Source organism: Halomicroarcula saliterrae (assembly GCF_031624395.1).
GTDB classification, from domain to species: domain Archaea; phylum Halobacteriota; class Halobacteria; order Halobacteriales; family Haloarculaceae; genus Haloarcula; species Haloarcula saliterrae.
In genome coordinates this window covers 330779-357494 of record NZ_JAMQON010000002.1, presented here as the reverse complement: position 1 = coordinate 357494, position 26716 = coordinate 330779, and the positions used below count along the sequence as shown (strand labels likewise).

The 26716-nt window shown below is 69.0% G+C and carries 28 protein-coding genes; 14 read left to right on the top strand and 14 right to left on the bottom strand.

Translation table 11 applies throughout. The features are described 5' to 3' along the window. Nucleotides 1-13: 13 nt before the first annotated feature. Genes nadC through nadA form a run of 3 tightly spaced genes read right to left on the bottom strand, consistent with a single transcriptional unit; the run spans nt 14 to nt 3545 of the window. Nucleotides 14-829: a carboxylating nicotinate-nucleotide diphosphorylase gene (gene nadC, locus NDI56_RS09870; RefSeq protein WP_310919318.1), complete on the bottom strand. Its 816-nt coding sequence runs from the start codon at nt 827-829 to the stop codon at nt 14-16. Further along, entirely contained in the window at nt 829-2421 is a 1593-nt protein-coding gene (locus tag NDI56_RS09865) for an L-aspartate oxidase (protein WP_310919317.1), read from the bottom strand. Before NDI56_RS09865 ends, nadC begins: the two co-directional genes overlap by 1 nt. A gap of 2 nt (nt 2422-2423) precedes the next feature. Then, complete coding sequence (nadA, locus tag NDI56_RS09860; RefSeq protein WP_310919316.1) at nt 2424-3545, bottom strand: quinolinate synthase NadA; 1122 nt, start codon at nt 3543-3545, stop codon at nt 2424-2426. A 256-nt stretch (nt 3546-3801) separates the two neighbouring features. Here nadA and NDI56_RS09855 point away from each other — a divergent pair, with 256 nt between their 5' ends. Both NDI56_RS09855 and hmgA read left to right on the top strand, forming a co-directional pair. Then, nucleotides 3802-5463: an alkaline phosphatase D family protein gene (locus NDI56_RS09855; protein ID WP_310919314.1), complete on the top strand. Its 1662-nt coding sequence runs from the start codon at nt 3802-3804 to the stop codon at nt 5461-5463. A 214-nt stretch (nt 5464-5677) separates the two neighbouring features. Next, on the top strand, nt 5678-6895 hold the full coding sequence (gene hmgA / locus NDI56_RS09850) for a hydroxymethylglutaryl-CoA reductase (NADPH) (RefSeq protein ID WP_310919313.1): 1218 nt from the start codon (nt 5678-5680) through the stop codon (nt 6893-6895). An 11-nt stretch (nt 6896-6906) separates the two neighbouring features. Here hmgA and NDI56_RS09845 read toward each other — a convergent pair whose 3' ends face one another. After that, entirely contained in the window at nt 6907-7299 is a 393-nt protein-coding gene (locus tag NDI56_RS09845; protein WP_310919311.1) for a hypothetical protein, read from the bottom strand. Between the two features lie 151 nt (nt 7300-7450). Between NDI56_RS09845 and NDI56_RS09840 the strand changes: the two genes are divergently transcribed. From NDI56_RS09840 to NDI56_RS09820, 5 genes are all read left to right on the top strand, one after another. Then, nucleotides 7451-7939, top strand: coding sequence for an Lrp/AsnC family transcriptional regulator (locus NDI56_RS09840; protein WP_310919310.1), 489 nt, complete (start codon nt 7451-7453; stop codon nt 7937-7939). 152 nt (nt 7940-8091) lie between these two features. Beyond that, entirely contained in the window at nt 8092-8436 is a 345-nt protein-coding gene (locus NDI56_RS09835; RefSeq protein WP_310919309.1) for a hypothetical protein, read from the top strand. Beyond that, nucleotides 8433-10607, top strand: a complete 2175-nt coding sequence (locus NDI56_RS09830) for a universal stress protein (protein ID WP_310919308.1) — start codon at nt 8433-8435, stop codon at nt 10605-10607. Before NDI56_RS09835 ends, NDI56_RS09830 begins: the two co-directional genes overlap by 4 nt. Nucleotides 10608-10648: 41 nt before the next feature. Next, nucleotides 10649-11161 carry a gamma carbonic anhydrase family protein gene (locus NDI56_RS09825; protein WP_310919307.1) on the top strand — a complete coding sequence of 171 codons (513 nt, stop codon included), beginning with the start codon at nt 10649-10651 and terminating at the stop codon, nt 11159-11161. A gap of 155 nt (nt 11162-11316) precedes the next feature. Further along, nucleotides 11317-13212, top strand: coding sequence for a glutamate-cysteine ligase family protein (locus tag NDI56_RS09820; protein WP_310919305.1), 1896 nt, complete (start codon nt 11317-11319; stop codon nt 13210-13212). Here the strand turns inward: NDI56_RS09820 and NDI56_RS09815 are convergent, their stop codons facing one another. After that, complete coding sequence (locus tag NDI56_RS09815; protein WP_310919304.1) at nt 13213-13929, bottom strand: hypothetical protein; 717 nt, start codon at nt 13927-13929, stop codon at nt 13213-13215. 99 nt (nt 13930-14028) lie between these two features. On the opposite strand from NDI56_RS09815, the gene NDI56_RS09810 reads away from it, so the two are divergent. Then, the gene (locus NDI56_RS09810; RefSeq protein ID WP_310919303.1) at nt 14029-14502 is read left to right on the top strand and encodes a redoxin domain-containing protein; all 474 of its coding nucleotides are present in this window, start codon (nt 14029-14031) and stop codon (nt 14500-14502) included. A 24-nt stretch (nt 14503-14526) separates the two neighbouring features. Here the strand turns inward: NDI56_RS09810 and NDI56_RS09805 are convergent, their stop codons facing one another. The 6 genes from NDI56_RS09805 to NDI56_RS09780 form a co-directional block, all read right to left on the bottom strand. Further along, entirely contained in the window at nt 14527-15177 is a 651-nt protein-coding gene (locus NDI56_RS09805) for a DUF7504 family protein (RefSeq protein ID WP_310919301.1), read from the bottom strand. Further along, complete coding sequence (locus NDI56_RS09800; RefSeq protein ID WP_310919299.1) at nt 15174-16100, bottom strand: GAF domain-containing protein; 927 nt, start codon at nt 16098-16100, stop codon at nt 15174-15176. Before NDI56_RS09800 ends, NDI56_RS09805 begins: the two co-directional genes overlap by 4 nt. Nucleotides 16101-16245: 145 nt before the next feature. Next, the gene (locus tag NDI56_RS09795) at nt 16246-17274 is read right to left on the bottom strand and encodes a dipeptide epimerase (RefSeq protein ID WP_310919298.1); all 1029 of its coding nucleotides are present in this window, start codon (nt 17272-17274) and stop codon (nt 16246-16248) included. Further along, nucleotides 17271-18281 carry an N-acetyltransferase DgcN family protein gene (locus tag NDI56_RS09790; RefSeq protein WP_310919296.1) on the bottom strand — a complete coding sequence of 337 codons (1011 nt, stop codon included), beginning with the start codon at nt 18279-18281 and terminating at the stop codon, nt 17271-17273. Before NDI56_RS09790 ends, NDI56_RS09795 begins: the two co-directional genes overlap by 4 nt. 48 nt (nt 18282-18329) lie before the next feature. After that, a complete protein-coding gene (locus NDI56_RS09785; protein ID WP_310919295.1) occupies nt 18330-19223 on the bottom strand; it encodes a Vms1/Ankzf1 family peptidyl-tRNA hydrolase in 894 nt (297 codons plus the stop codon). 43 nt (nt 19224-19266) lie between these two features. Then, on the bottom strand, nt 19267-19626 hold the full coding sequence (locus NDI56_RS09780; protein ID WP_310919294.1) for a DUF5802 family protein: 360 nt from the start codon (nt 19624-19626) through the stop codon (nt 19267-19269). Between the two features lie 223 nt (nt 19627-19849). On the opposite strand from NDI56_RS09780, the gene NDI56_RS09775 reads away from it, so the two are divergent. The 3 genes from NDI56_RS09775 (at nt 19850) to NDI56_RS09765 (ending at nt 22366) form a co-directional block, all read left to right on the top strand. After that, nucleotides 19850-20485, top strand: coding sequence for a DUF1405 domain-containing protein (locus tag NDI56_RS09775; protein ID WP_310919293.1), 636 nt, complete (start codon nt 19850-19852; stop codon nt 20483-20485). A gap of 94 nt (nt 20486-20579) precedes the next feature. Continuing rightward, nucleotides 20580-21668: a hypothetical protein gene (locus NDI56_RS09770; RefSeq protein WP_310919292.1), complete on the top strand. Its 1089-nt coding sequence runs from the start codon at nt 20580-20582 to the stop codon at nt 21666-21668. Nucleotides 21669-21718: 50 nt separating this feature from the next. Then, complete coding sequence (locus tag NDI56_RS09765) at nt 21719-22366, top strand: ArsR/SmtB family transcription factor (RefSeq protein ID WP_310919291.1); 648 nt, start codon at nt 21719-21721, stop codon at nt 22364-22366. Here the strand turns inward: NDI56_RS09765 and NDI56_RS09760 are convergent. Beyond that, complete coding sequence (locus NDI56_RS09760) at nt 22363-22845, bottom strand: hypothetical protein (RefSeq protein WP_310919289.1); 483 nt, start codon at nt 22843-22845, stop codon at nt 22363-22365. The two genes, NDI56_RS09765 and NDI56_RS09760, sit on opposite strands and share 4 nt — an antisense overlap. Nucleotides 22846-22952: 107 nt before the next feature. Here NDI56_RS09760 and gatD point away from each other — a divergent pair, with 107 nt between their 5' ends. Next, complete coding sequence (gatD, locus tag NDI56_RS09755; RefSeq protein WP_310919288.1) at nt 22953-24200, top strand: Glu-tRNA(Gln) amidotransferase subunit GatD; 1248 nt, start codon at nt 22953-22955, stop codon at nt 24198-24200. Between the two features lie 143 nt (nt 24201-24343). Beyond that, nucleotides 24344-25234: a GNAT family N-acetyltransferase gene (locus tag NDI56_RS09750; protein WP_310919286.1), complete on the top strand. Its 891-nt coding sequence runs from the start codon at nt 24344-24346 to the stop codon at nt 25232-25234. 9 nt (nt 25235-25243) lie between these two features. On the opposite strand, the gene NDI56_RS09745 is transcribed toward NDI56_RS09750, so the two are convergent. After that, nucleotides 25244-26140 (bottom strand): CPBP family intramembrane glutamic endopeptidase, encoded by an 897-nt coding sequence (locus NDI56_RS09745; RefSeq protein ID WP_310919285.1) that lies wholly within the window; start codon nt 26138-26140, stop codon nt 25244-25246. Nucleotides 26141-26264: 124 nt separating this feature from the next. On the opposite strand from NDI56_RS09745, the gene NDI56_RS09740 reads away from it, so the two are divergent. Next, nucleotides 26265-26447 (top strand): hypothetical protein, encoded by a 183-nt coding sequence (locus NDI56_RS09740; RefSeq protein WP_310919284.1) that lies wholly within the window; start codon nt 26265-26267, stop codon nt 26445-26447. On the opposite strand, the gene NDI56_RS09735 is transcribed toward NDI56_RS09740, so the two are convergent. Further along, nucleotides 26434-26709 (bottom strand): ubiquitin-like small modifier protein 1, encoded by a 276-nt coding sequence (locus NDI56_RS09735; protein ID WP_310919283.1) that lies wholly within the window; start codon nt 26707-26709, stop codon nt 26434-26436. The two genes, NDI56_RS09740 and NDI56_RS09735, sit on opposite strands and share 14 nt — an antisense overlap. Between the last annotated feature and the right edge of the window lie 7 nt (nt 26710-26716).

Here is a 26716-nt window from a genome sequence, read left to right as displayed (position 1 = left end):
AAAAGTGTCCTGCTCACCCGGTCCGAAAGGAGAGGTCGAGCGTCGGCGCGGAGTGGGTGAGCGACCCCATCGAGACGATGTCGACGCCCGTGGCGGCGTAGTCGGCGACCGTCTCGACGGTGATGCCGCCGCTGGCCTCGGTCAGCGTCTCCCCGTCCCTCTCGGCCACCAGTTCGACGGCCCGCTCGGTCTCGGCCGGCGTCATGTTGTCGAGCAGGACGATGTCCGCACCGGCCTCGGCGGCCCTGGGCGCGTCCTCTGGGGTCTCGACCTCCACGTCGAGCTTCGTCGCGAAGGACGCCCGGTCCCGGAAATGGTAGATAGCCCCTTCGAGCCCCATCTCGGCGACGTGGTTGTCCTTGACCATCACCATGTGCGAGAGGTCGAGTCGGTGGGTATCGCCGCCGCCGGCCGCGACGGCGCGCTTCTCGACGCCGCGCAGTCCGGGCGTGGTCTTTCGGGTGCCGGCGACGGCCACGTCGTCGGAGACTGTCCTGGCCGCTGCGACGGCCGCCGCCGTCGCCGTCGCGATACCCGCGGCGTGGCCGACGACGTTGACCGCGACGCGCTCGCCGCGCAGGACCTCGCGGGCCGGGCCGTCGACGCCCAATACGATGTCGCCGGGCTCGACGCGGTCGCCGGGGTCGACTTCCAGCGCCGGCTCACAGTCCAGATACGAGAACACGGCGTCTGCCGCATCGAGGCCCGCTATCGTCCCGCTCTCTTTCGCCACCAGACGGCCCTCGGTGTCGCCCGGGACCTGGTTGGTCACGTCGTGGTGGCCAACGTCCTCGCGGAGCCACCGTTCGACGTCGGCGTCGGTCAGCATCAGTCGGCGGAGGGCTCCGCCGGCTCCCCGGTGACGAGGTTGTGGGTACCGACGCTCTCGGTGTTCTCGCTCGCGTGGCGCGCGACGAGCAGCGCGGTGACGCTCGCGTGGCGCAGCTCGTACAGCGAGCGGCTGGTCCGCGTGCGGACGTAGGCGTCGACCTCGCCTTTGAGCCGGCGGAGCATCGCCATGGCGCGGCCCAGTTCGTCCGGGTCGCGCTCCACACCGAGTTGCTCGTCCATCACGCGGCGCAGTCGGTGCATCTTGTCCCGGGCGAACCGCGCGGGCAGGTCGGGGTCCCGTTCCAGCAGGTCCGGGGCCTCGATGGGCTCGACGCCGTTTCCGGCGGCGTCCTCGCCGGCGCGCAGGCCCCAGACCAGCCCTTCGAGCAGGGAGGTCGAGGCCAGCCGGTTCGCGCCGTGGACGCCGGTCCGGGAACACTCCCCGACGGCGTAGAGGCGGTCGAGCGTCGTCCGGCCGCGGTCGTCGACCGCCACCCCGCCACAGAGGAAGTGCTCGGCGGGCGCGACCGGGATGCCGTCCTCGTAGTCGATGTCGTGGTCCACACAGCGCTGTGCCAGGCCGGGGAACTCCGCGGCGAACTCCAGCGGGCTCACGTCGAGGGTGACCTCGCCGGTCGCCTCGCGTTCGGCCGTGACGGCGCGGGCGACCACGTCTCGCGGTGCCAGCTCCGCGTCCTCGTGGTAGTCGGGCATGAACCGCTCGCCGTCGCCGTTCCTGAGCAGGCCGCCCTCGCCGCGGACGGCCTCGCTGACGAGGAAGACGTCGCCGTCGTCCTCGGCGGTTTCACCGCCTCGCGCCGAGGCCCGCTGGGCCTCGCCCGGCGTCGCCACGGTCGGGTGGAACTGGACGTACTCCATGTCCGCGACCTCGGCACCGGCCAGTGCCGCCATCCCGATGCCGTCGCCGGTGGCGTTGTCGGGGTTGGTCGTCCGGGGGTAGAGTTCGCCGATGCCGCCGGTGGCGAGCACGACGCTCCCGGCGAAGTGCGGCCGGACCTCGCCGCCGGAGTCGAGCATCGCGCCGTGGACGCGGCCCTCGTGGCGAATCAGTTCCAGTGCAGCGGTGTCGTCCAGAATCCGCACCCGCTCGTGGTCGTCCAGGTAGTTCAGGAACGGGACGTGGATGTGCTTGCCCGTCGCGGCGTCCACGTGGAGGATGCGGTCCTCGCTGTGGGCGGCCTCGCGGGTGAAGTCCAGGTCGTCGCCGTTCGCGTCGAACGCCACCTCCAGCGTGTCGAGCAGCACGTCCTCGACGGCGTCGTTGGCGTTCTCGACGAGCACGTCGACGGCGTCGGGGTCGGCGGTGCCGTCGCTCGCGGTCAGGATGTCCCGCTTGAACTGGTCGGGGTGGTCCCGGGAGACGGCGATGCCGCCCTGCGCCCACCACGAGGAGGCCCCTTCCGGTCGGGTGGCCTTCGTGGCTATCGTGACCTCGCTGCTCGCGGCTTCGCCGCTCGCCTGCTCCGAACGCTCACGCTGTTCGAGCTCGCGAACGGCGCCGAGTGCGGCGGCCAGCCCCGCGATACCGGAGCCGACGACCAGTACGTCGGAAGTGTCGTACTCGCTCATACTCAGATTTCCAGCATCCGGTCCAGTGCGACCTGTGCTAGCTCCTTCTCCTCGGGAGCGACCTCGATGACGTTGCGCTCGCGGCCCGCCACGAGCTCTTCGAGGACCCAGGTGAGGTAGTTCGGGTCTATCTGGCGCATGGCGTTGCAGTCCATGCAGGCGTCGCCACACAGCGGGACGACGTTCACTTCGGGGTGCCAGCGCTGGAGGTGGTAGGTGAGGTGGATCTCGGTGCCGATGGCCCAGGTGTCGCCGGGGTCGGCCTCCGCCACCATCTCACAGATAGTCGCCGTGGAGCCGCTCACGTCGGCCGCTTCGACGACCTCCCGGCGGCACTCGGGGTGGACGATGACGTTGGCGTCGGGGTGCTCGTCCCGAATCTGGTCGATGTGGTGTTCGCGGAAGCGCTCGTGGACCTGACAGTACCCCTCCCAGAGGATGATGTCGTTCTCGACAGCGTCCTCGGCGGTGGTCCCCTCGGGGTCCCACGGGTCCCAGTCGACGAGTTCGTCTTCCATCCCCAGACGGTAGGCGGTGTTCTCGCCCAGGTGCTTGTCCGGGAGGAACAGGACCTTGTCGCCCTGCTCGAAGGCGTACTCGAAGGCCTTGTGAGCGTTGGAAGACGTACAGACCAGCCCGCCCTGCTGGGCGCAGAAGGCCTTCAGGTCGGCGTAGCTGTTCATGTACGTGATGGGGATGATGTTCTCGTCGGTCTCGGCGGTGAGCTCGGCCCACGCGGCGTCGACCTGCAGCGCCTCGGCCATCCCGGCCATCGGACAGGACGCCTCCATGGACGGGAGGATGACGCTCTGGCTGTCGTCGGTGATGATGTCGGCGGACTCGGCCATGAACGTCACGCCGCCGAAGACGACGTAGTCGGCGTCGGCGGCCGCGGCCTCCTTGGAGAGCTGGTAGGAGTCCCCGATGAAGTCCGCGTGCTCGACGATTTCGCGACGCTGGTAGTTGTGCCCCAGGATGACCACGTCGTCACCCAGAGTCTCGAGCGCTCGCTCGATGCGCTCGGTCCGTTCGTCCTCCTCTAGCTCCCGATAGGCCGGTGGGAGCTGTTCGAGGTTGTCGTATTTGAAGAGGCTGAGGTCGGTCTCGAACTCAGCCGTTTCCATTTCGGGCAAAGTTGACCCTCCTATAGGTGTCTAGCCGTTCGGACCCCTCTATTGAAAAGATTTTGCCTTCAATAGGGCCCGGTGAGGAGAATAGTAGGTCGGAGCGGCGAACCGATAGATTTTGGTGTATGGTACCGGGTAACACATCCACGAGCCCGCTACGCGTCCGTCGCCGGGGACGACGAGGGCGCCGTAAGCGAGCCCTACGGCGCCTTCGACCTCTGGTAACTTTGTGGCTCTCGCCCCTTCCACCGGTATGACCGGCGCAGACGACGTCGATTCGGGGCGGCGGGCCGTTCTCGCGGCCGCACTGGCGACGGCCCTCCCGACCGGGGTCGCCCGGGCACACGGCACCGACGCGCTTCCGACAGCGACGCCACGGACCGAGGGCACGCCGGACGCGGACGTGTTCCCGCAGGGCGTCGCCAGCGGCGCTCCGACCGACGCCGGTGCGGTCTGCTGGACCCGCGTGGCCCCCGACGCCCACACCGCGAACACGCCGCTTACGCTGACTGTCGCCACCGACCGCGAGCTCTCGGCTGTCGTCGGCTCGTGGCAGGTGCCCGCCGACCGACTCACGGCACACGACTACACGGCGAAGGTAGACCTGAACGGCGAGCTCGACGCCGACCGGAGCTACTACTACCGGTTCGCCTACGACGGCGCGACCTCCTCGGTCGGCCGCTGTCGGACGCTGCCCACCGCCGACGCCAGCCCCGAGCGCGTCGCGTTCGCGCTCGCGACCTGCCAGGACTACCGGAACGGCTACTACGGGGCCTACGGTCACATCGCGGACGCCGACGTGGACTTCATCGTCCATCTGGGCGATTTCATCTACGAGTACGGCGGCGACAGCGAGTACGACGGCCGCTCGCTGACCTTGCCGAGCGGGGCGTCGGTCGCGATGGGGCTCGACGATTTCCGCTATCTCCACCGCACGTATCGCACCGACCGCTTCCTGCGAGATGCGCTCGCCGCCCACCCCGTCGTGCCCGTCTGGGACGACCACGAAATCGTCAACGACCGGTACTACGACTACGAGGACGACCGCCCACACGCCGGCGACGGCGACCACCCGCGCAACGACGACGCCGAGTTCATGACGGAGCTGTTCGCCGACGGTATCCGCGCGTGGTGGGAGTACACGCCGACACGCGTCCCGTTCGACCCCGACGCCGACTCGCTGCTGGACCGTATCGAACTCCAGCGGGGGCTGCGCTTTGGCGACCTCGTCGACCTGGTCCTCACCGACGAGCGGCTCTACCGGACCGCACCGGCCGACGCCGACCAGCGCGCCGTCGACATCGGCAGCGCGGGCGAGGAGATCACGGCGACGATGCTCGGGGCGCCCCAGCGCGAGTGGTTCGCCGACCGACTGGCCGACTGCTCGGCGACGTGGACGGCCTGGGCCAACGAGGTGCTGGCGATGTCGCTCGACCTCGATATCGAGTCGGCCGAACTGCGCAACGCCGACGCCTGGGACGGGTACCCCGCCGAACGCGACCACCTGCTCCAGTACGCCGACGCGGGCGAGAGCTCGCTGGTCGCGCTCACGGGCGACATGCACACCGCGCTCGCGGGCTACATCGAGGGCGGTGGCACCCGCTACGGCGTCGAGTTCATGACCCCCGCCGTGACAAGCCAGAACCTGCTGGAACTGCTGGAACTGGAGGACGACCCCGACAGCGAAGCGACCGTCCGCGAGTACGTCGAGACGCACAACCCCCACATCGACTTCTTCGACAGCCACCACTGGGGGTACGCGACCGTGGAGTTCACGCCGGAGAAGTGTACGTACAGCGCCTACAGCGTCGACAAGAGCGAGGACTCGGCCGACACGGACCGGGAACTGCTGGCCCGGTACGAGACGCCGCCCGGCGAGCCGGACCTGCAACGGACGGACTGTAGTAGCCGTTGAAAATTAACGCACACCCGACCGCCGACAGCGTTCACGAGAGCTCCGATCTCGTGCAGCCCATCAGAAATCGAAGATTTCTGAGGACGGTGCGGTCGGTGTGTGAATCGTTTCAATTGTTACTACAGCCGCCGGTCGCGGTTCACCGCTCGCCTCCGTTCGCGTCGCAACGACCGACAAGAGCAACTGTTAGGGGGCCGGCCCGCAACCGACCTGTATGACCGACACCGACGCCGCGACCCTCGCCGAGCGCGTCCGCGAGGGCGAACTGCGCCTCTACGAACTCGAAGACCACGCCGACGCCGAGACGGCCGCCGCGGCCCGCCGGTACCTGCTGGCCGAAGAGACCGGGGCCGACCTCTCGACGGTCGGCGACTACGCTTTCGACGCCGCCGACGCCGACAGCAACGTCGAGAACATGGTCGGCGCGGCCCAGATTCCGATGGGCGTCGTCGGCCCGCTCCCCGTCGACGGCGGCGCCGCCGACGGCGAGCACTACCTCCCGCTGGCGACGACGGAGGGCGCGCTGCTGGCGAGTGTCAACCGGGGCGTCTCGACCATCCGGCACGCCGGCGGCGCGACCGCGCGGGTGCTGAAATCGGGGATGACGCGTGCGCCCGTGTTCAAAGTAGCCGACGTGGCCGAGGCCGGCGAGGTGTCGGCGTGGGTCCGCGAACACGTCGCGGAGCTGGCCGAGGCCGCCGAGTCGACGACCAGCCACGGGGAGCTACAGGACGTGACGCCCTACGTCGTCGGTGACAGCGTCTTCCTGCGCTTTTCCTACGACACGAAGGACGCGATGGGGATGAACATGGCCACCATCGCCACGGAGGCGGCCTGCGATGTCGTCGAGTCCGAGACGCCGGCGGACCTCGTCGCGCTGTCGGGGAACCTCTGTTCGGACAAGAAACCCGCTGCCATCAACGCCGTCGAGGGTCGCGGCCGAACGGTCTCGGCCGACGTCCTGGTCCCCCACGAGCAGGTCGAGGAACGGCTGGACACGACGACGGCAGCCATCGCCGAGGCCAACACCCGCAAGAACCTGGTCGGCTCGGCGAAGGCGGGCGCGCTGGGCTTCAACGCCCACGCCGCCAACGTCGTCGCCGCCGCCTTCCTCGCGCTGGGACAGGACGCCGCCCAGGTCGTCGAAGGGAGCAACACCATCACGACCGTCGACGCGCGCGAGGACGGGCTCTACGCCTCGGTGACGCTGGCGTCGCTCGAAGTCGGTACCGTCGGTGGCGGCACCTCGCTACCGACGCAGGCCGAAGCACTGGACGTACTGGGCTACGCCGGCGGCGGCGACCCCGCCGGGAGCAACGCCGACGCGCTGGCGGAGGTCATCGCCGCGGGCGTGCTGGCCGGCGAGCTCTCCCTGCTCGCGGCGCTGTCCTCCCGACATCTCTCCTCGGCGCACGCGGAACTCGGACGCTGACCCGGAGCGACTCAACAGACGCTGTAGTGCGAAGACACCGTCCCGTCGGCGGCTATCTCGAGCACCGGGCCGCCGTAACAGGTACTCGTTCTGATGGTCTCTTGTACCGTCGTGTTCCGGGCGGTCAGTACGAACCTGAAGTATTCGGCCCCCTCCGGGTTCGCTTTGGCCGTGCTGTACACTGCTCGCTGCGTGTTCGGTTCGATTTCGTAGCTCCCGCGGTGGACCGTGGCGTTCGTGGCGTTTCGAATCACCTCGACGCCGACTGTGACGGTCTGGTTCCAGTCGTTACGCAGTTCCAGTTGCTTGTCGGGGTCGGGAATATCGGACCGCTGGTCGAAGCCCAGACAGCCGGCCGTGACAGAAAGCAAAAGCAGGAGCAGGGCGGCCGAACGCGGTTGCATTGGCCGATACACGCACGATGCCCTTGAGTACTTTCTGTCGAACAACGCGTCTCCGAGTCCACGACGACCCGACGGCGAGGCTCTCCTCCCCCGCGGTCTACGTGCGCGAGAATCACGAACTTTTGTGCCATCCCCTCGCAAACGGGTGGGCATGGCCGACTCGGAGTACCCGATAGACGACCTCGACCGACAGATAATCCACGCGCTGCAACGCGACGCCCGCCACACGTCCGCCAGCGAAATCGCGGAGTCGCTGGACGTCTCGGCCCGCACCGTCCGCAATCGCATCACCAACCTGGAGGACAGCGGCGTCATCCGGGGGTACGACGTCGACGTGGACTACGAGGCCGCCGGCTACCAGCTCCACACGCTCATCGTCTGTACCGCCCCGATTCACGAGCGCGAGGAGATAGCGACGCGGGCGCTCGACGTGGACGGCGTGGTCGCGCTCCGCGAGGTGATGACCGGCGCGGACAACGTCCACGTCGAGGTCGTCGGCGTCGACGGCAACGACCTCAGCCGCATCGGCCGCGACCTCAACGACATCGGGCTCGAAGTCGTCGACGAGGACCTCATCCGCAACGAGTACACGCGCCCGTTCCACCAGTTCTGCGGGGAGAGAATTGACGATGATAAATGAGGATATAGTTCCGGCGGACGGATATATACTCTAACATATTTCCGAAACGGAACCCGAACCTAGTTCTTTATCCGGTTCCGGAATATAAAGGCGGGTAGTGACTGCGCGGTGCGGCGGCGCTTTGCCGGTCCGACACCGCCGTCCCACACGACATGACCCTCCGAACCCGCCTGACGGACACACTCGCCCGTTCACCGTCAGCGCCGTCGCTGCTCGTCGTCACCGACAGCAACGTCGGGTCGACGCTCGCTGCCGGCGCTGGGGCGGCCGTGGCGGTTGTCGCGCTCCGGCGTGACCGGCGGGCGTCGCTCGTGGCGCAACTGCTGCGAACGCGCTTCGAAACCGGCTCTCTCGTCGTCTTGCTCGACGACCCGCAGCGACGCGAGGCCGTCGCGGACATCGCGACTACCGTCGTCTGTGGCTCCACCTGTCTCTCGGCGGCGCTCGGTGCGGCGGTCGAACAGACGCTCTCGGAACCCACCTCATCTCACTCATGACGAAAGACCTCGAACGCGACCTCGGACTCCCGTCCGTGCTGGCGATAAGTATCGGCGCGATGATCGGCAGCGGCATCTTCATCCTCCCGGCGCTGGCGCTGGAAATCGCCGGCCCGGCCGTCATCGTGGCGTACGCGCTGGCCGGCCTGCTCGTCGTGCCCGCCGCCCTCTCGAAGTCGGAGATGGCAACCGCGATGCCCGAAGCCGGCGGCACCTACATCTACATCGAGCGCGGGATGGGACCGCTGCTCGGGACTATCGCGGGTGTGGGAACGTGGTTCTCGCTGTCGTTCAAGGGCGCGCTCGCGCTGGTCGGCGGGGTCCCCTACCTCCTCTTGCTCCTCGATCTCCCGACGAAGCCAGTCGCGCTGGCGCTCGCCGCCGTCCTCATCCTCATCAACATCGTCGGTGCCAAACAGACCGGTCGGCTGCAGGTCGCCATCGTCGTCGTGATGCTGGCCGCGCTTGGCTGGTTCGCAGCCGGGAGCGCTCCCAGCGTCCAGTCGGCCAACTACGCGAACTTCTTCGCCGACGGGGTCGGGGGCTTACTCGCGGCGACTGGGCTGGTGTTCGTCTCCTACGCGGGCGTCACCAAGGTCGCGAGCGTCGCCGAGGAGGTCGAGAACCCCGGCCGGAACATTCCGCTCGGGATACTGGGCTCGCTCGTGTTCACCACGCTGCTCTACGTCGCCATCGTCGCCGTGCTCGTCGGCGTGACCGACCCCGGTAGCGTCGCCGGGTCGGACACGCCGGTGGCCGTCGCCGCGGACGCGACACTCGGCTACGCCGGCTGGCTCGCCGTCATCCTCGCCGCGATGCTCGCCCTGGTGTCGACGGCCAACGCGGGCATCCTCTCCTCGTCGCGATACCCGTTCGCGATGAGTCGGGACAAGCTCGCCCCGCCGTCGTTCTCGGAAGTCAGCGAGCGGTTCGGGACGCCGCTGAACGCTATCACCCTCACCGGTGCGGTCCTGCTCGCGCTCATCGCCTTCCTCCCCATCCTCCAGATAGCGAAGCTCGCAAGCGCCTTCCAGATACTGGTGTTCGCACTCATCAACGTGGCCGTCGTCGCGTTCCGGGAGGGGAGCGTGGAGTACGAGCCCGAGTTCACCTCGCCGCTGTACCCGTGGATGCAGATATTCGGGGCCCTCACCGGCATCTTGCTGCTCACGCAGATGGGGGCAGACGCCATCTGGGGTGCGGCGGGTATCACCGTCGGGAGCGTGGTCTGGTACTTCGTGTACGTCCGCTCGCGGGTCGACCGCGAGGGCGCGGCGACCGACGCCATCCGCCGGCAGGTCGGCCGCGAGGCGCTGACGGACGTCGAATCCGCAATCGAGGAGACGCCCAACGAGGTGCTCGTCGCGCTCACGAAGCAGGCCGACCCGGCCCGCGAACGCGCGCTCGTGGCGCTGGCCGCGGACCTCGTCAGGGCCGACGACGGTCGCGTGGTCGCGGTCCGGTTCGAGGAGATTCCCGACCAGGCCCCGCTCACCGACGACGCCACGGTCCAGTCGTCGGCCGACCTCTCCTTCGAGACGCGTATCGGCGAACTCGCCGACGAGCTGGGCGTCGACATCGAGCCCGACGAGATCGTCAGCCACGACACCAAACACGCGGTCGTGAACTTCGCCGAGCACCGCGGCGTCGACACTGTCGTGGCCGAACACGAGCCGCTCCGGCTCCGTTCCCGGCTGCTCGGCGACCCCATCGACTGGGTCGTCCGCCACGCCCCGTGTGACGTGTTGCTCGTCGACAACCTGGGGTACGACGAGCCGAAGACGGTCGCGCTCTCCGGCGACGGCGGCCCGTACCCGCCGCTCGCGGTGAACGTCGCCGGGGCCATCGCCGCCGCCAACGGCGGGCACATCTCGATGTGGCACCCCGGGAACGGAACCGACGAGCAGCAGCGGACTATCGAAGACTACCAGTCCGAACTGTCGGCGCTGCTCTCCGTTCCCGTCCAGTCCGAACCGTTCCGGACTGACGGCGGCGCCCCGCCCCGACCGGACCTGCTGGTGCGCCGTGGCGCCGACCAGCGGGTCCGCGACGCGGTGTTAGACGACCGCCCGACCGTCCCGAACCCCGGCTGTACGACCGTCACGGTGTACCCCCACGAGTCGCGACGACCGGGGCTCGGTCGGCGGCTGCTCGAACGGCTCACGTTCTAGACGACCGGTATCTTTTCGGATGGCCCACTCCCGATATCCGTATGGACAGTCGCGAGTACGAGTTCGAGGGAGCGACACCCGATATCCACGGCTACGCCCACGTCAGCCGCGAAGCGACGGCCGTCGGGGACGTGACCGTCGGGCCGAACGCCAACGTCTGGCCGGGCGCGGTGCTCCGGGGCGACGTCGGGCCGGTCGAGGTCGGCCGCGAGACGGCCATCGGCGACGGGGCCGTCCTCCACGCCTCGACCGTCGGCGAGAAGGTGATGGTCGGCCACGGCGCCGTGCTGAACGACGCCGACGTGAAAGACGGGGCGCTCGTGGGGTTCAACTCCACCGTCAGCGACGCCACCATCGGCCGCGGCTCCATCGTCGCGATGGGGACGGTCGTCCCGCCGGGCTACGAGGTGCCCCCCGAGTCGTTCGTCCGTGGCAGCCCCGCACAGGTGACGCCGCTCTCGGAGACGACAATCGACCCCGACGAGGTGTTCGAGGCCTTCTCCTCGGGCGACTACGCGAACCTCGCGGCGCGCCACGAGGACCTGTTCGAATAAGGCGCGGCTGATTCGGCGGGCCGTGGCCTGTACGGCCGGAAAGCGCCGAGGGGCGCTGGGCTCGGGGGTTTCTGGCTGTCACACTCGGCTGTCGCGGCAACCGATGTCACTACCGGACGCACCACTTATAATGCAAGAGCCGCCACAGTTGCTGCATGGACGATATCGTCGACCTGGTGCGCCGGTCGCTGGCCGAGGAGACCTACGTGGAGTTCACCGACCGGGTCGACGCACAGGCCGACCAGTTGCGCCGGGCGATCGATGCCGGCGAGTTCGACAACGAGGGGTTCTCGGTCGGGCTGGAGGTCGAACTGTACGCGATCAACAGCGTGCCCGAGCCGCCGGAACCCGACGAGGACGACGCGGACGAGGGCGAGGAACAGGCCGAGGACGACCTCGCGGGCGACGAGAGCGGGAACGCCTGGGACGGCTCGCTGGAGCCCCGGAGCGACTCCGGCGGCAGCGGCGCGTCGCTGGAGCCGGACAGCGAGACGCCGCCGCCGGACGACGGCGCGGACGAGGCCGACGCGGACGAGGCCGACGACGGCTTCGGGCCCGGTGAGGGGCCGTCCCTCGACGTGGACCCCGACAGCCCGCTCGCCCCCGACGAGCCCGACGAACCCGAGGAACCGGAGGCCGAACCGACCGTCGAGGCCGAAGCCGAGGACGACGACGAGCCGTACATGGAGCCGGAGGAGTGGGAGGGCCGGCTCACCCGGCTGCCCGACGTGGTGTTCGAGGGCGAGGCCAACAAGGAGCTGGGCCTGCACAACGCCGAAATCAACACCGAACCGAACACCTTCGACGGGGCCGGCATGGAGGTCCAGACGACCGCCGTCGAGATGCACACCAAGCAGGCCCGCCAGCAGGCGAGCAAACACAACTGCGAGCTGATTCTGGACGCGATGTGGACCATCCCGCCCGAAGAGGGCGGCGAGGCGTACCTCTCGGACCACGAGAACCGGGATGGCGTGATTCTGGCCGAGAACATGCGTCAGGCCCCCCGCTACGTCGCGCTGGACAACGAAGCCGTCCGGCACGCCGGCGGCGCCATCGACTTCTCTGTGCCGGGCTACGAGGGGTCGTTCCCGACGATCCTGTTCGAGTCGCTGGCGACCTCCATCCAGCCACACCTCCAGATTCCCGACAGCGACGCGTTCCCCGAGTACTACAACGCCGCTATCCGGACGCTGGGCCCGCTGGTAGCGCTGTCGACGAACTCGCCGTTCCTGCCGGCGGATTTCTACCCGGCCGACACCGACGGCGAGTGGCTGTGTGAAAACACCGACCACGAGCTGCGAATCGCCGCCTTCGAGCAGTCGGTCAACACCAGCGACCGCCCGAAGGTGAAGGTGCCTCGTGATATCGACACCGTCTCGGACGTGGTCGACCGCGTCGTGACCGACGACCTCTTTGGCCCGTTCCTCCGGGAGTGGCTCGACGAGAGCGAACGCGAGGCGCTGGACGACCGCATCTGGGAGTTCGACCACAAGCGGGGGACCTACTGGCGCTGGCTCCGCTGTGTCGTCGGCGGGGCGCCGGTCGAGGGCGCGAGCGACGAGCGGTCGCTGCGCATCGAGTACCGCCCGCTGCCCACCCAGCCACACGTCAAGGATATGATCGGCCTGCAGGCGCTGACGGTCGGGCTCATCCGCGGCCTCGTGGTCGCGGACCACCCCGTGACGGAGCTCCCGTGGCAGGAGGCCGAGCGGAGCTTCTACGCCGCCGCTTCGGACGGGCTGGACGCCGACCTCTCGTGGGTCACCGTCCACGGCGAGCGCACCACCGACCACGAGGTCATCTTCGACGAGATATTCCGCTACGCCCGGCTGGGACTGGAGGCACAGGAGATTCCCGAGACCCGCATCGACGAGTATCTCGGCCCAATCGAGGAGCGGTACGCGGCCGGCGAGACGCCGAGTTCGTGGAAGGTCGACCGCGTCCGTGCCCATCTCGACGACGGGCTAGCGCTCGACGAGGCGATGATGGAGATGCAACGGGAGTACTTCGAGCACTGTCGCGAGCACCACGCCTTCGCCGAGTGGCTCTGACTACCGCTCGGTGAACCAGTCGGGCATCGCGACGCTGTCCTCGCCGGTCCAGACCCGATAGCGGAGCGTCCGGACCGTGCCGTCGGCGTAGCGCTCGCGGTGGTCCATCGCCCGGATGACGCCCTCGCGGTCGACGTACAGCGTCGAGTCGGCGGCGACGACGGTCCGGGAGCCCGACCGCGAGATGGTCGACTCGGTCGTGTTCGCCCGCAGGACCGCCAGTTCGGTCCCGTTCCTCTCGACCGTCTCCGTCCGGTTGTAGACGAGCCCGGCGACGTGCTGCTGGAGGACGAAGAAGCCGGTCGTGCTGTCGACGTACGGGACGCTGTCGTCGTCGAGGCGCTCGCTGCTGACGGGGCCGTCCGCGCTCCGCACGTACCGACGACCGTCGGCCAGCACGACGTCGTTCGTCTGCGTGGTCACGCGGCGGACTCGAACCCGGTTGGCGGCGCGGTCGACCCACACATCCGTGGTCGAGAGGTCCCCGTCGACGACCCGTCGGTGGAAGTCCCGGCTCGAAAGCGCCTCCTGATGGCCCGCGATGATACGACCCACGGCTGGCGTCCCGTCGGCGGTCTGGGGGAGCCACACGTTCCCCGACGACGGGGTCGGCACGGGCGCCGGCGTGACTTCGGGGGTGTCACCCGCCGCGCCGCTGCCGAACACGCCGCTACAGCCGGCCAGCACGACGACGGCGAGGACGAGAACCTGACGCACGTCCGGATGGTCGGCCCGGAGCGAAAAGTAGCCAGAGGAAGCTGGCAGTTCACGCCGGCGGACGACCATTTATCCGGGTCCCGCACCTACACCTGCCCGATGGTATCAACAGGCGATTCCGCGCCCGACATCTCCGCGACGGTCGCGAACGGAGAGGTAGAGGCTTTCGAACTGTCCGACCACCTCGGTGACGGTCCGGTCGTGCTCGCGTTCTTCCCCGGCGCGTTCACCCCGCCGTGTTCCAACGAGATGGTCGCGCTGCAGGAACACCTCGGCGACTTCGAGGCCGCCGGCGCGACGATTCTGGGTGTCAGCGCCGACTCGGCGTTCTCGCAGAACGCCTTCCGCGACGAGCACGGCCTCGAGTTCTCGCTCGTCAGCGACATGAGTCGCGGCGCCATCGACAACTACGGCGTCCGAATCGACATCGAGGACCTCGGACTCCACGGCGTCGCGAACCGCTCGGTGTTCGTCCTCGACGACGACGGCGAGGTCACCTACAGCTGGGTCGCCGACGACCCGACCAACGAGCCCGACTACGAGGAGCTGCTCGACGCCGTCCAGAGCGCCTGAATCCCGCAAAACCGTTTTTCGACCTTACAGCGCGACGTCGACCGTCTCCGACCCGCCCAGCCCGTCGACGGTGAGCGTCGCCTGTCCGGGACCGGTCTTCTCGACCTCGATGTGTGCCGAGAAGGAGGTCTGGAGGCCGCTGATGGTGCTGCCCATGTCGGCGCCGATGTCGGCGCTGGTGTCCAGCGCACAGACGCCGATCCCTTCGCCCCGGCGCAGTTCGGTCAGGAAGTTGGAGTTGAGGAACCGATACAGCGACCGGGTGTCGTCCACTTCGCCCGCGATGGTCGAACAGAGCATGATGCCCGAGCGGAACCGGTCGGAGTGTTGCTGGGCCGACGCCACGAGCGTCGAGAAGTCCATGCCCAGCCGCGTCAGGTCGCTGATGTCGTCGACGGACTGGATGTCGTCGCCGGCCGCGGGCCCCTCACAGGTCAGGACAGAGGCGCGCGAGCCGGCCCCGGTTCGGACGCTGTTGAGGTCCCGCTGGACGGACCGCCCGCCGCTGCCCGTCGAGAGGACGATGGAGCGCTCGTCGTCGTCGGCCGCGACGAGCCGGCTGAACACCGCTTGTAGCGCGTCGGCGTCCTCGCCGGTCAGCAGGACGCTCGTCCCGCTGTCGATGGGGCCAAGCGAGAGGGAGTCGACGTCGAAGCCGTCGGTCGCGAGGCTCACTGTGCCACCTCCTCGCCGCGGGCGGCTCGAAGCGACTGTCGCAGGTCCAGAATCTCCATCGCCGTCTCGGCGAAGTCCTGCAGTTCGGCGCGTTCCTCGGCGTCGTAGCTCCGTCTCTCGAAGTCGATGAGACACACCTGCCCGATGACCTGTCCGTTCGGGGCGGTCATGTTCGCGCCGGCGTAGGAGACGATACCGAGGTTCTCGAGCTGTTCGTTCTTGTTGAAGCGGTTGTCGTCGGCGATGTCTTCGATGACCATGACGTCCTCCTGGAGCATGCTGTGGGTGCAGATGGTGTCCTCCCGCGTGAGGCTGTCCAGGTCGGCCCCGTGACAGGCGAGGAAGCTCTCCTCGTCTTTCTCGATGAGGCCGATGAAGGCGACGCCGGCGTCGAAGTGGCTCGCGATGAGGTCGGTGAGCCGCTCGAAGCTCTCCTCGATGGGGAGTTCGTCGATGTCGTACTCGGCCAGCGTCGCCAGCCGCTCCTCCTCGTCGTCGGGCCGCAGGAAGCCGACCTGTGCGCTGTGTTCGATGACGTCGTTGGTAATAAAGCCCAGTCGGTCGTGGGCGTCCGGGAGGTCGCGGTTGAGATACTCGACGATGGTCTCCTCGAAGGAGTCCGTGTCGATATCCTGTGGCGGGCGGTCGGTAAAGAGGACGCTCGGTACCTGCGGCGCGTGTTCGCGCACGGCGCGGATGACGTCCATCCCGGTCCCGTCGGACAGCTCGTAGCTCGTGACGACACAGACGACGGACTCCTCGCGGAGCCGCTGGGTCGCGCCCTCGACCGAGGTCGCCTCGACGGCCGACAGCGTCCCCTCGGTGTCGATGGCCTCGGCCACCGCTCCGATACGCTCGTCGTCGTCCACACACAGCACTGTTCTGGAGAGGTCGGTCGTCTCCTCGCTTGTCGCTTTGGACATACATCACCGTTCGGAAACCGACATATAGCTCTGTGCTGCCGGTTATCAGCCATGATTTCTCAAGCAATTCCGTAAATAAAGCAGGCGCCAACAACAGTACTGCCAGCCGACACGACCGCTCGAACTGCTCGGTCACTCGCCCCGCTCACGCCCGGCGCGCGCCGGTGCCCGTCGCCACCGCTCGGAGGTCGAAGCGCTCGTCGTCGAGCGCCACGCCGTCGAAGGGGTCCGCGGCGAGCAGGAGCGCCCCGTCGAGGTCGGCGTAGTCGACCAGCGGGGCGAGGTGGACGGCGGCGGCCAGCGAGGCGTTCGACTCGACCATACAGCCGACCATCGTCGAGAGCCGATGGGCGTCGGCCGTGTGAACCAGCCGCCGCGCCGCTCGGAGCCCGCCGCACTTGACGAGTTTGACGTTGACGACGCTGCAGGCGTCCGCGAGCCGGGGCACGTCCGTCGCGGTCCGGCAGGCCTCGTCGGCACACACCGGCATCGCGGTCACGTCTGCGACTCGCCGGAGGCCGGCGATATCGTCGGCCGCGACGGGCTGTTCGAGCATCGTCACGCCGCCGGCCTCCAGCCACCCGCTCTTCTCGACGGCTTCGTCGGCCTCCCACGCCGCGTTCGCGTCGACCCGGAGCTCGGCGTCGGGGACGGCCTCGCGGACCGCCTCGAACCGCGCCCGGTCGCCGTCGGTACCGAGCTTCAGCTTCAGTATCGAGAAGCCGGCCTCCGCGGCCGCCCGGGCCTTCCGCGCCATCTCCGCCGGCGGGTCGATACCGACCGTGTAGGTCGTCGGCGGCACCCGCTCGGGGTCGAGCCCCCACTGGCGGTACAGCGGGACGCCCAGCGCCCGGGCCGCGAGGTCGGCGACGGCGATGGAGACGGCGCTGCGGGCCGCCGGCCGGTCGGGCGCTTCCTCGTGTAGCAGTCGCTCGATGCGCTGGCCCGCGTGCGGGTCGCCGACCTCGTCGACGGTTTCGAGCAGCGCCGGGAGCGCCCCGGCCACCGACTCGGCCGTCTCGTCGTAGTACGACGACGGAGTAGCCGCGCCGTACCCCGTGATGTCCTCGTGCGTCAACTCGACGACGACGGTCTCGCTCGTCTCGGCCGTCCCCCGAGCGATGCCGAAGGGCGTCGAGAGCGGCAGGTCGTGGCGCTCGACGGTCCAGTTCATACTATCACGTCGAGCACCTCGTCGGGAATCCCGTCACGGACCGGGTCGGTCGCCGGCGCGCCGATGGCCTCGGCGTAGTCCGCGACGGCGTCGTCGGCCGCGTCGTCGGCCAGCCCCTGCGTGTTCAGCGCGCCGGCGACGACCGACGCGCCCGAGACCGGCCCGGCCAGGCGCTCGTAGATGTCGACGTACTCGCCCGGCGGCGGAATCGCGAACGACTCGTAGCCGTGGACCGACTCGCGCCCGGCCTCGTGGCACATGACGAGCGCGTCCGGCGCCGAGCCGTGGAGGATGCTCGCCGTCACGCCCGAGTAGGCCGGGTGGGCGAGCGCGCCCTGTCCCTCGACGACGACGAGGTCCAGCCCCGCCGGCGTCTCGACCAGCCGCTCGACCGCCCCAGCGGCGTAGTCCGAAATCACGCGGTCGACGACGATACCCCACCCTTCGATAGCGACGCCGGTCTGGCCCGTCGGGGCGACGGCGGCATCGAGTCCCCGCTCCCGGGCGGCGTCCCGGAGCTCGAAGGCCGTGGTCATCTTCCCCGTCGAGCAGTCGGTGCCGACGGTTGTGACCACCGTGGCGTCTACGCCGCCGGCGGTCCCGTCGGCGACGGTGAGGTCGTCGGGCGGCTTTCGGAGGTCGGCGAGCCGGCCGCCGTGCTCGTCGGCGAGTTCGGCGAACTCGTCGTCCTCGCCGAGGAAGTAGTGCAGTCCCGACAGGACGTGACAACCCCGCTCCAGCGCCGCTCGCACGTCCGGTCGCCAGGACTCGTCGAACCCGCCGCCGATCGGGGCGACGCCGATAACCAGCGCGTCGACCGCGGGCACGTCGGCCATCGAGGAAACGATAGGGGCGTCCTGCACGCCCGGGAGCTCGTCGGTGACGCGCTTGCCCGCGCGCGCCTGGTCCAGCACCGCCCGGACCTCGTGGTCACCGTAGCGAAGGAGTCCGACGGCCGTCTTGGCGCGGTCGGGAAACGCGTCGTGGGCGAGGACGGCGACCTGCATACCAGTAGCGTCGCGGGGCCGCCGCCTAAAGCTAGGGTCGGCGCCGGATTACGGGACCACGAGCCGGACCGTCCACAGCGACCGTACCGCGTCAGCGAGCCCGTCTTCCGGGTCGCCGGTCGCGTCGACGGTCCTGGTTACCGCGGCCCGCTCTTCGAGCTCGTGGATGACGGACCCCTCGCCGACGACGTACAGGGTTTCGGGGTCGACCTCGTCGATGGCGGCCCGACAGCGCTCGACGTGGCTGGCTATCTGCTGGTCGCGCAGGCGCTCGAATCGGGACTGGGAGAACCCGCCCTTCGAGTGCTGGCTCTTGAGCTCGGAGTCGAAGCCGTGGAACGCCGTCCGCTCGCGGCCGTCGTACTCCCCCAGCGCGAAGAGGTCCGAGCGGACGAGCGCGACGGTGTGGGGGCCCGTCGGCTCGAACCACCCGCGCTCGAACTGCACGTGGTCGTCCCAGCCGGCGAACGGTTCGGGCGGGACGGGGACCGAGAGACAGGCCGACAACAGCCCCGCGTCGTCGGTGACTGCCAGACACGGCGCGGCTCCGGCGACCGCTTCGGTGCGGTCGCCAAAGGCCTCGCGGACCGCCGCCGGCACGTCGTGCTCGCCGGGGACGTAGGCGGTGAACACGCCTTCTCGGCCCGTCTCGAAGGATTCGAGCCGGTCGAGTATCTCCCCGACGCGGCTCCCGTGGAGGCGCTCGGCGTCGCGGTCGGTGCCGGCGCTGTCGGCGCTCCCCTGGCGCTCGACGCGGTCCTCCAGTTCGGCGACTCGGTCTTCGAGGCGGTTGCCCCGCTCCTCGGCCCGCTGGCGTTCGGTGGCGGCCTCGGCGCGGCGCTCCTCCTCGGCGTCTAGCTGCCGTTCGAGGTGGCGCTTCTCCTCTTCGAGCTCGGCGACGCGCTCCTTCAGCGACGCGCGCCCCAGCAACCGGTCCAGCATGAACGCTACTGGCTACGGCGACGGGCTTAAAAGTGGCTGCCGGTCAGACCGCGCTGTCGGGCAGTGGCTCCGCCGTGTCCGCGACCGACAGGAGCTGTGCCGCGTGGTCGGCCTTCGCGAGGAACACCTCCTTGAGGCTCGGCGGGTTCCGGACGTCCGCAGCCGCCAGCACTGCCTCCGGGACTGCGAGCGTGTCCGCCGGTACCTCGTCGTCCCCGTGGACGGGGAAATGGCGACGGCCGAGCTTCATCACCAGCGGTAGGTCGGTCCGTGTAACCCCCTCGTCGCCGTACAGCTGTTGGTTGACTCGCTCGTGTTGGTCCCGACACATCGCGGCCCCACCGTCGCGGGGCTCGACGTAGAGGCGCCCCAGGTAGTAGCCGCGTGAGAACTGTTCGAACATCGGTGCACGTGAACGATGCGCATGCTTATATAAAAGCCTTCGGCGAAATTCTCTTGTCGGCGGGCTATTCTAGCGAACGCGGTTTCTGTCGGCTCGGCGTGGTTGCGGTGCTGTCTCGCGTGCGACGCAGATTCCGGCCGTCGGTGAGCGCCCTCACGTCGGTCACGGTCCCGTCGCCGACTCGTACCGATAGCGTTTCACACCGTCGTACTGGACGACGTGTATGGACACGCGGGGGCCGCTACCACGGAAGTACGCGCGGTACTATCTGGAGAACACGCCGAGTCTGGTGTGGCTGGTCGTCGTCAACGCCGTCGCCGTCCTCGTCGGCGTCCGCTACTACGTCGAGACGATGCCGGACGTGTCGACGTTCCTCTGGCCGCTGTACGCCGATTCGCCGACCGCGCTCTTCCTGATGACTCTGTCGCTGGTGACGCTGTGGCCCTTCCTCGGGAAGTCACTCGACGAGGTGCCGGTGAACCGCCCGCTGGCCTATCTCCACACCATCGCGCTGGTGTGGCTCGTGAAGATGGGCGTCTGGACGGTCGTCGCGCTGAACCTGGGCTTCGACGTCTACTTCCCCGCGGCGTGGGCCTACTTCGGCATCGTCATCACGCACGTGGGCTTCGTCGCCGAGGGGTTCCTCGTCCCCCACTACGGACGGACGACTCGCGGTGCGCTGGCGACGGCGCTGGTGCTCGCCCTGGGCAACGACCTACTGGACTACGGCTTTGGCTACTACCCGCCGCTGCGCTACGACCCCGGGCCGACCCTGGTCGTCGCCACCGTGGCGCTCTCGGTGCTCTCGGTGGCGGTGGCCGCTAGAGTCATGCCGCGGCTGGACGAGAGTCGTCGATAAACGCTCTTGGACTAGCTCGGGGGGTCTCGTCCGGAGATGAACGGCGCGAACGAACGGTCCAGTTTTTATTAGTCGGTGGTCCAAGCACAGATAGATGACCAACCGGCACGCAGTGTTCGTGGTGTGTGTCGCCGTCGCGCTGCTGGTCTCGCCGACTATCATGGCCCAGGAGACCGCGACGGCGACTCGGAACACGACCAACGGGAGCGGGGGAACCGCCGGCATGGGAGCGCAGCTGACTGCGTTCACCCAGTCCAGTTCGGCCGCGGCCAACGACTCCGTCGAGAACGGGATGTGGCGGGCGGGGTTCGACCAGTCGGACGCCGGTGAGCGGACCAATCTCGTCCGTGACCGGGCCGGAACGCTCGAACGGCGTCTCGACCGACTCCAGCGCCAGAACGAGAGCCTCCGGGCGGAGTACGAGAACGGCTCGCTCCCACAGCCGGCCTACATCGCCAGACAGAGCCGGCTCAGCGCCCGTATCGACGGCCTGCGAGCGGCGGTGAACGACACCGACGAGGCGGCCGCCCGGGCCGGTGTGAACGACAGCCGGCTGGAGCGGCTCCGCGAGAACGCGAGCGAACTCGACGGACCGGAAGTCGCGGCCATCGCCCGTGGGCTGGGCGGCGGTCCGCCGGCTGACCGGGGGCCACCAGACGAGGCCGGTGAACGTGGTCCGCCCGACGACGCTCGCGGTCCACCTGACGAGGCCGGTGAGCGTGGCCCGCCCGACGACGCTCGCGGCCCACCGGCGAACCGGAGCGAGGAGCGCGGCGAGACGGCGAACCGGAGCGAGGAGCGCGGCGAGACGGCGAACCGGAGCGAGGAGCGCGGCGAGGCGGCGAACCGGACGGACGGGCCCGGCCAGTCCACGGACCGCAGCGAAGCACCCGGGTCGTCGGGCGGCGGCGATACCGCCACGAACGAGACGTCCGCTGCCGGTCAACCGGACAGCGCTGGCGGTGCGACCGACGGGAGCGAGGGCGGCGCTGCCGACCGGTCGAACGGCCCCGACACCAAGGGCAGTGAGTCGGGCGGCGACGACACCAAGGGCAGTGGGTCGGGCGGCGACGACACCAAGGGCAGTGGGTCGAGCAGCGACGACACGAAAGGCAGTGGCTCGGGCAGCGACGGTGCCGGCGGGGACCGGGCCGACGAGGCCCCGGGCCGGAGCGGAAACTGACGGCCATTCGAGAGTCACCCTTTTTTACTATGACCCGTTACGTCAGGTGAATGGACTCCGCCGAGTTACTCGACCTGCTTGGAAACGCTAACCGCCGGCGGATTCTACGCCTGCTCGCACACAAACCCTGCTACGTCACAGAGATCAGCGAGTATCTCGGCGTCAGCCCGAAAGCCGTTATCGACCATCTGAAGAAACTGGAGGAGGCCGGGCTCGTCGACTCGCGAACGGACGACCAGCGCCGGAAGTACTTCTCCATCTCGCGGAACCTCCGGCTGGAGGTCCGGGTCTCGCCCTACGAGTTCGGAACCAAGAGCGCCTACCCGGCGAGTACCGGCCTCGACATGTCCTCGTGCCGACACCTGTCCATCGAGGTCGACGACGAGGACGGCGGCGACCTCCGCGACCTCGCCGCCCAGCTCGCCCGGCTCGAACAGCTGGAAAACGAGCTGTCGATGGCCCAGCGGTGGGTCCAGGGCCGGGTGACGGACGTTCGCGACCGGTTCGACGGCGCTGTCGAGAACGGCGAGGGACGGCTGTACGCCGAACTGGTGAGCGCGCTCACTCACGGGCCGTCGTCGGTGCGTTCGCTCGCCCGCGAGGTCGAGGCCCCGCCGGAGCTCGTCGACGACGCGCTGGGACGACTCGCCGAGGAAGACGTCGTCGAGCGGACCGAGGACGGCTGGGAACTCCGCTAGAGGTCTCGGGTCAGCCCGTCTCTGAGGTCCCGGCCGAAGTAGTGGCCCAGGACGGCCAGGACCATCCCGGCGGCCGCGGCGATGACGAACAGGCGCGTCCCGTCCAGCCCGGCGAGCAGCATCGGCAGCAGCGAGGTCACGACGGCGAGTCCCGACAGCAGGCCGCCGGCGACCGCCGTCTCGGCGTAGCGGCGTTCGCTGTCGAGCAACCCGTGGAGAAACGAGCCCACGGGGATACCGGCGAACGCGGTGAACGGAACTATCGGGATGAGGCTACCGAGCGTCATTCCGATGCCGATGGCGCCGAACGCGACGAGCAGCGCCCGAACCGAGAAGTAACTACCCGTCGATTCCTCGGCCGTTTCGCTCCCCGAATCGCTCAGCAGGTCCGCGCTGGCGGCTGTCGACGCCGCCGTGTCGGTGTCCGTCGACCCCTCGGCGTCCGCGTCGCGGGTTCGCTCCACCGTTCGGTCGGACATACTCGCACTCCGACCGCCGGACGTATGGCCTTTGTGGGGGGCGTCAGCCGACGGCGGTCGGCCGACGAACAAATGGGTTCAAGTCACGCCGGCCGGAACGTCCCCCTATGAACGCAGGCGACCGGGTTCGCGTCGACCGCGCGGACCAGCGCTACGAGGGCGTCTTGCTCCCCTCCAGTACGCCCGACCACCTCGTGGTGAAACTCGACGGCGGTTACAACGTCGGTATCGACCGCGACGCGGCGAGCGTCGACGTGCTCGAATCGGACGTCTACGACGTCGAGAGCGCACAGGACGAGGCGTCCAGTTCGGAAATCGAGTTCGACGACGACCTCCCGACGGTGTCGCTCATCTCCACCGGCGGGACCATCGCCTCGACCGTGGACTACCGGACCGGCGCGGTCACGGCCCAGTTCGACGCCGAGGACGTGCTCCGGGCGGTGCCGGACCTGGCGGGCATGGCCAACTACCGCGGCCGCGTCGTCGCCAACATCCTCTCGGAGAACATGACACCGGCGGTGTGGCAGGACCTCGCCCGAGCCATCCACGACGAAATCGAGGCCGGCGCGGACGGCGTCGTCGTCATGCACGGCACCGACACGATGCAGTTCTCCGCCTCGGCGATGGCCTTCATGCTCGACACGCCGGTCCCCATCGTCTTCACGGGGAGCCAGCGCTCGGCCGACCGGCCGTCCTCGGACAACGTGATGAACGCGGTCTCGGCCGTCGAGGCCGCCACGAGCGACTGCGCGGAGGTGCTGGTCTGTATGCACGAAAACGAGTCCGACGACCGCTGTGCGCTCCACCGGGGCACCCGCGTCCGCAAGAACCACACCTCCCGACGGGACGCCTTCGAGACCGTCGGCGCGAAGCCGCTGGGGGTCGTCGACTACGACACCGACGGGGACAACGCCGTCAGTTTCCGCCGCGAACACGTGCCACGGGGCGAGCGCGAACTCGCCCTGCACGAGGACCTCGCGACCGACGTCGAGCTCGTCAAGTTCACGCCGGGCATGACCACCGACGTGCTCGAAGCCGCCGCCGAGGGGGCCGACGGGCTCGTCATCGAGGGGACCGGGCTGGGCCACGTCAACACCGACTGGATCTCGGTCATCGATGACCTGGATATCCCGGTCGTGATGACCAGTCAGTGTCTCGAAGGCCGTGTCTGTGACCGCGTCTACGACACCGGGCGGGACCTGCTCGACGCCGGCGTCATCGAGGGCGAGGACATGCTCCCCGGGACGGCCAAAGTCAAACTGATGTGGGCACTGGCGAACAGCGAGGACGCGGCGGACACGATGGCCGAGCCGCTAGCGGGCGAGATCCAGCAGCGGTCGACGCCGTGGCTCTGAGGCGGCCGAGGCTGCTCCCGGTTCGGCGCTGCGGGGTGAATTCCACACCGATTCGAGCGCGAGCGCACGGAGAGCGCCCGTCGCCCGGCCCCGACCCACGGTGTGCACGCTGTGTTTTTTGCCGCTCGTCGCCAACTGACGGTATGACACCGACCGTCCGGCAGGCCCGCGCCGAGGACCGCGACGACGTCGTGGCGTTCGCCGAACAGGTCTGGCGCGACCGCCCGGACACCGTGGATTACATCCCCGACGTGTTCACCGACTGGGTCGAGAGCGACGGGCCGGACCAGCGCACCGTCGTCGCCGAGGTCGACGGGACGGCCGCGGGGCTCTGTCAGGCGCTCCGCCTCACCGGCCACGAGGCGTGGTTCCAGGGGATGCGCGTCGCCCCCGACTATCGGGGCGAGGGGCTCGGACTCGCCATGGTCGAGCACTGTTTCGAGTGGGTCCGCGACCGGGGTGCGACCGTCGGGCGGAACATGGTGTTCTCGTGGAACGACGCCGGGCTCGGGCAGTCGGTCGCCGCGGGGTTCGAGCCCGACACGGCGTTCCGGTTCGCCCATCCGGCCCCGGACGCGGGGGCCGACCCCGACACGCCCGTCGAGAACGACCCCGCCGCGGCCTGGAGTTACTGGACCGCGAGCGGGGCTCGGACGCACCTCTCCGGGCTGGCACTGGACCCCGACCAGCCGTGGGCCCTCTCCGAGCTGACCCGCGAGCGACTCCACCGGCTGGCCGACGACGAGACCGTCTTCGCGGTCAACGGAGGCGGGACGAGTGGGATGGCCTGTCGAACCGGCGAGCGAGATGGCCCCGACGGCGACCGACTCGCCGAGTACGCCGTCGGCGCGTGGGAGGACCGCAACACGGCCGCGGCGCTGTTCGACGCGATCCGGGCCGACGCGGCCGCGCTGGACGTCGACGGAACTCGGGTGCTGATTCCCGAGACCCCGCGCCACGTCGCGGAGGCGGCGGCGGTCCGGGCGGAGCTTGCCGACTGGCCCGATTTCGTCCTCTCGGCGGACCTGACCTAGCTTAGCCAGTTAGTCGCCCGGCTGTACGGTCGCGGGCCGAGCGGCCGTCTGACTCAGCGACAGCCGCGGCCAGACGAGTAAGAGTCCGAGCGTCGCGAGCCAGACGGCCCACTGCGCTGTGGCCCCGAAAACGAACACCGGGAAATTGCTGAGCGTGTGAACGCCGACAGCGAGCAAGAGGTTCCCAGTCCGGTAGTAGACGACGGCAAACAGCAGCCCAACGACGAACAGCGCGGCGACGCTCAGCGCCGTCTGCGGGACGGTCGCGCCCTGATACAACCGGGCAGGGACGTGCACGAACGCGAACAGTGCCTGAGAGCCCGCGAGTGCGAGCGCGAGCGCGCTCGACGGCCCGACCCCGGACAGCGAACCGAGGTGGAGTCGGACCTGCTCTGTGAGCAAGCCCCGGTACAGAACCTCTTCGTAGAGGGAGTTCCCAAAGAGCTCTCTGACGAGCAGTCCGACGAAGACGACCACACCGTCGGAAAACAGTGGTGTGACCGCGAACCCCGGGACTCGTCCCGTCGTCACGACGGTGGCTGTCACGAGCAGCATCTGTGCCCCGAGCCAGACGAGCACCACGCTCCAGAGCGCCGGACCGACGACCGCTCGCCTCAGTCCGACGTCCCGGGCGGTTAGTGACTCACTGCGGAGGACGAACAAGACGAGCCCGAGCCAGGCGAGATTCATCACGAGCTCCGGATGGACGAACCCGCCCGTCGCGGCGTACACTGGTCTGCTGATCGTCGCTTTCGTCCACGGGTGTAACACGGCTCCGAAGTAGAACAGCAGCTGGAGGACGCCGATTCCGACTACCGCGCCGAGGAGGCGCACAGACCCGCGGTCGCTCTCTGGGACCGTCGCCCAGAGCGGCTGTGAACGTGGCGTGTGACTGTTCTGTGGCATTCACTGACTGCTATTCGGCAGTGGAACATATACTAGCGACGCCGTTCTCCGGCGGCGAGAATCGCCCGTTCAGTCGACTCGGCTGCCGGTCACCGTGATGGTGACTGTGACCGGTCTGCGGGCGGTGGCAGCCGACTCAGTCGCGTTCGCCCCGACCGGGGCTGGGGGAACGCTCGTCGGCTCCGGCCCGTCGATACGGCTGCTTATCTCGGGCGTCCTCGCTGTCGGCGCGGTCGCGCTGTGGGCGGCCTCCGGTGGGGCGGCTCGCGCCCACACTCGCTCTATGTTCCCTCTCAGCCGCCGCTGACCGGCGGGAAGAGCGCGAGTTCGGTGTCGCCCCTCACTGCCGTTTCCAACCCCTCGCGCGCGGCGAAGGCGTCCTCCCCGTCGACCAGCAGCCGGATGTGGTCGGCCAGCTCCCCGTCCTCGAACAGCTCGTCGTGTAGCTCCGGACGCGCCTCGACCAGCGCCGCGAGCGCCTGTTCGACCGTCGCGCCCGCCTCGACGTCGACGCCGACCGTCTCGTCGCCGGCGATGTCCCGGAGGTGTGCGAACAGCTTCCACTCCATACCCGAA

Excerpts from the sequence above, each read along its gene's own strand:
- nadC (WP_310919318.1), bottom strand. The coding sequence starts at position 829 with ATGCTGACCGACGCCGACGTCGAACGGTGGCTCCGCGAGGACGTTGGC.
- NDI56_RS09865 (WP_310919317.1), bottom strand. The coding sequence starts at position 2,421 with ATGAGCGAGTACGACACTTCCGACGTACTGGTCGTCGGCTCCGGTATC.
- nadA (WP_310919316.1), bottom strand. The coding sequence starts at position 3,545 with ATGGAAACGGCTGAGTTCGAGACCGACCTCAGCCTCTTCAAATACGAC.
- NDI56_RS09855 (WP_310919314.1), top strand. The coding sequence starts at position 3,802 with ATGACCGGCGCAGACGACGTCGATTCGGGGCGGCGGGCCGTTCTCGCG.
- hmgA (WP_310919313.1), top strand. The coding sequence starts at position 5,678 with ATGACCGACACCGACGCCGCGACCCTCGCCGAGCGCGTCCGCGAGGGC.
- NDI56_RS09845 (WP_310919311.1), bottom strand. The coding sequence starts at position 7,299 with ATGCAACCGCGTTCGGCCGCCCTGCTCCTGCTTTTGCTTTCTGTCACG.
- NDI56_RS09840 (WP_310919310.1), top strand. The coding sequence starts at position 7,451 with ATGGCCGACTCGGAGTACCCGATAGACGACCTCGACCGACAGATAATC.
- NDI56_RS09835 (WP_310919309.1), top strand. The coding sequence starts at position 8,092 with ATGACCCTCCGAACCCGCCTGACGGACACACTCGCCCGTTCACCGTCA.
- NDI56_RS09830 (WP_310919308.1), top strand. The coding sequence starts at position 8,433 with ATGACGAAAGACCTCGAACGCGACCTCGGACTCCCGTCCGTGCTGGCG.
- NDI56_RS09825 (WP_310919307.1), top strand. The coding sequence starts at position 10,649 with ATGGACAGTCGCGAGTACGAGTTCGAGGGAGCGACACCCGATATCCAC.
- NDI56_RS09820 (WP_310919305.1), top strand. The coding sequence starts at position 11,317 with ATGGACGATATCGTCGACCTGGTGCGCCGGTCGCTGGCCGAGGAGACC.
- NDI56_RS09810 (WP_310919303.1), top strand. The coding sequence starts at position 14,029 with ATGGTATCAACAGGCGATTCCGCGCCCGACATCTCCGCGACGGTCGCG.
- NDI56_RS09800 (WP_310919299.1), bottom strand. The coding sequence starts at position 16,100 with ATGTCCAAAGCGACAAGCGAGGAGACGACCGACCTCTCCAGAACAGTG.
- NDI56_RS09795 (WP_310919298.1), bottom strand. The coding sequence starts at position 17,274 with ATGAACTGGACCGTCGAGCGCCACGACCTGCCGCTCTCGACGCCCTTC.
- NDI56_RS09790 (WP_310919296.1), bottom strand. The coding sequence starts at position 18,281 with ATGCAGGTCGCCGTCCTCGCCCACGACGCGTTTCCCGACCGCGCCAAG.
- NDI56_RS09785 (WP_310919295.1), bottom strand. The coding sequence starts at position 19,223 with ATGCTGGACCGGTTGCTGGGGCGCGCGTCGCTGAAGGAGCGCGTCGCC.
- NDI56_RS09780 (WP_310919294.1), bottom strand. The coding sequence starts at position 19,626 with ATGTTCGAACAGTTCTCACGCGGCTACTACCTGGGGCGCCTCTACGTC.
- NDI56_RS09775 (WP_310919293.1), top strand. The coding sequence starts at position 19,850 with ATGGACACGCGGGGGCCGCTACCACGGAAGTACGCGCGGTACTATCTG.
- NDI56_RS09770 (WP_310919292.1), top strand. The coding sequence starts at position 20,580 with ATGACCAACCGGCACGCAGTGTTCGTGGTGTGTGTCGCCGTCGCGCTG.
- NDI56_RS09765 (WP_310919291.1), top strand. The coding sequence starts at position 21,719 with ATGGACTCCGCCGAGTTACTCGACCTGCTTGGAAACGCTAACCGCCGG.
- NDI56_RS09760 (WP_310919289.1), bottom strand. The coding sequence starts at position 22,845 with ATGTCCGACCGAACGGTGGAGCGAACCCGCGACGCGGACGCCGAGGGG.
- gatD (WP_310919288.1), top strand. The coding sequence starts at position 22,953 with ATGAACGCAGGCGACCGGGTTCGCGTCGACCGCGCGGACCAGCGCTAC.
- NDI56_RS09750 (WP_310919286.1), top strand. The coding sequence starts at position 24,344 with ATGACACCGACCGTCCGGCAGGCCCGCGCCGAGGACCGCGACGACGTC.
- NDI56_RS09745 (WP_310919285.1), bottom strand. The coding sequence starts at position 26,140 with ATGCCACAGAACAGTCACACGCCACGTTCACAGCCGCTCTGGGCGACG.
- NDI56_RS09735 (WP_310919283.1), bottom strand. The coding sequence starts at position 26,709 with ATGGAGTGGAAGCTGTTCGCACACCTCCGGGACATCGCCGGCGACGAG.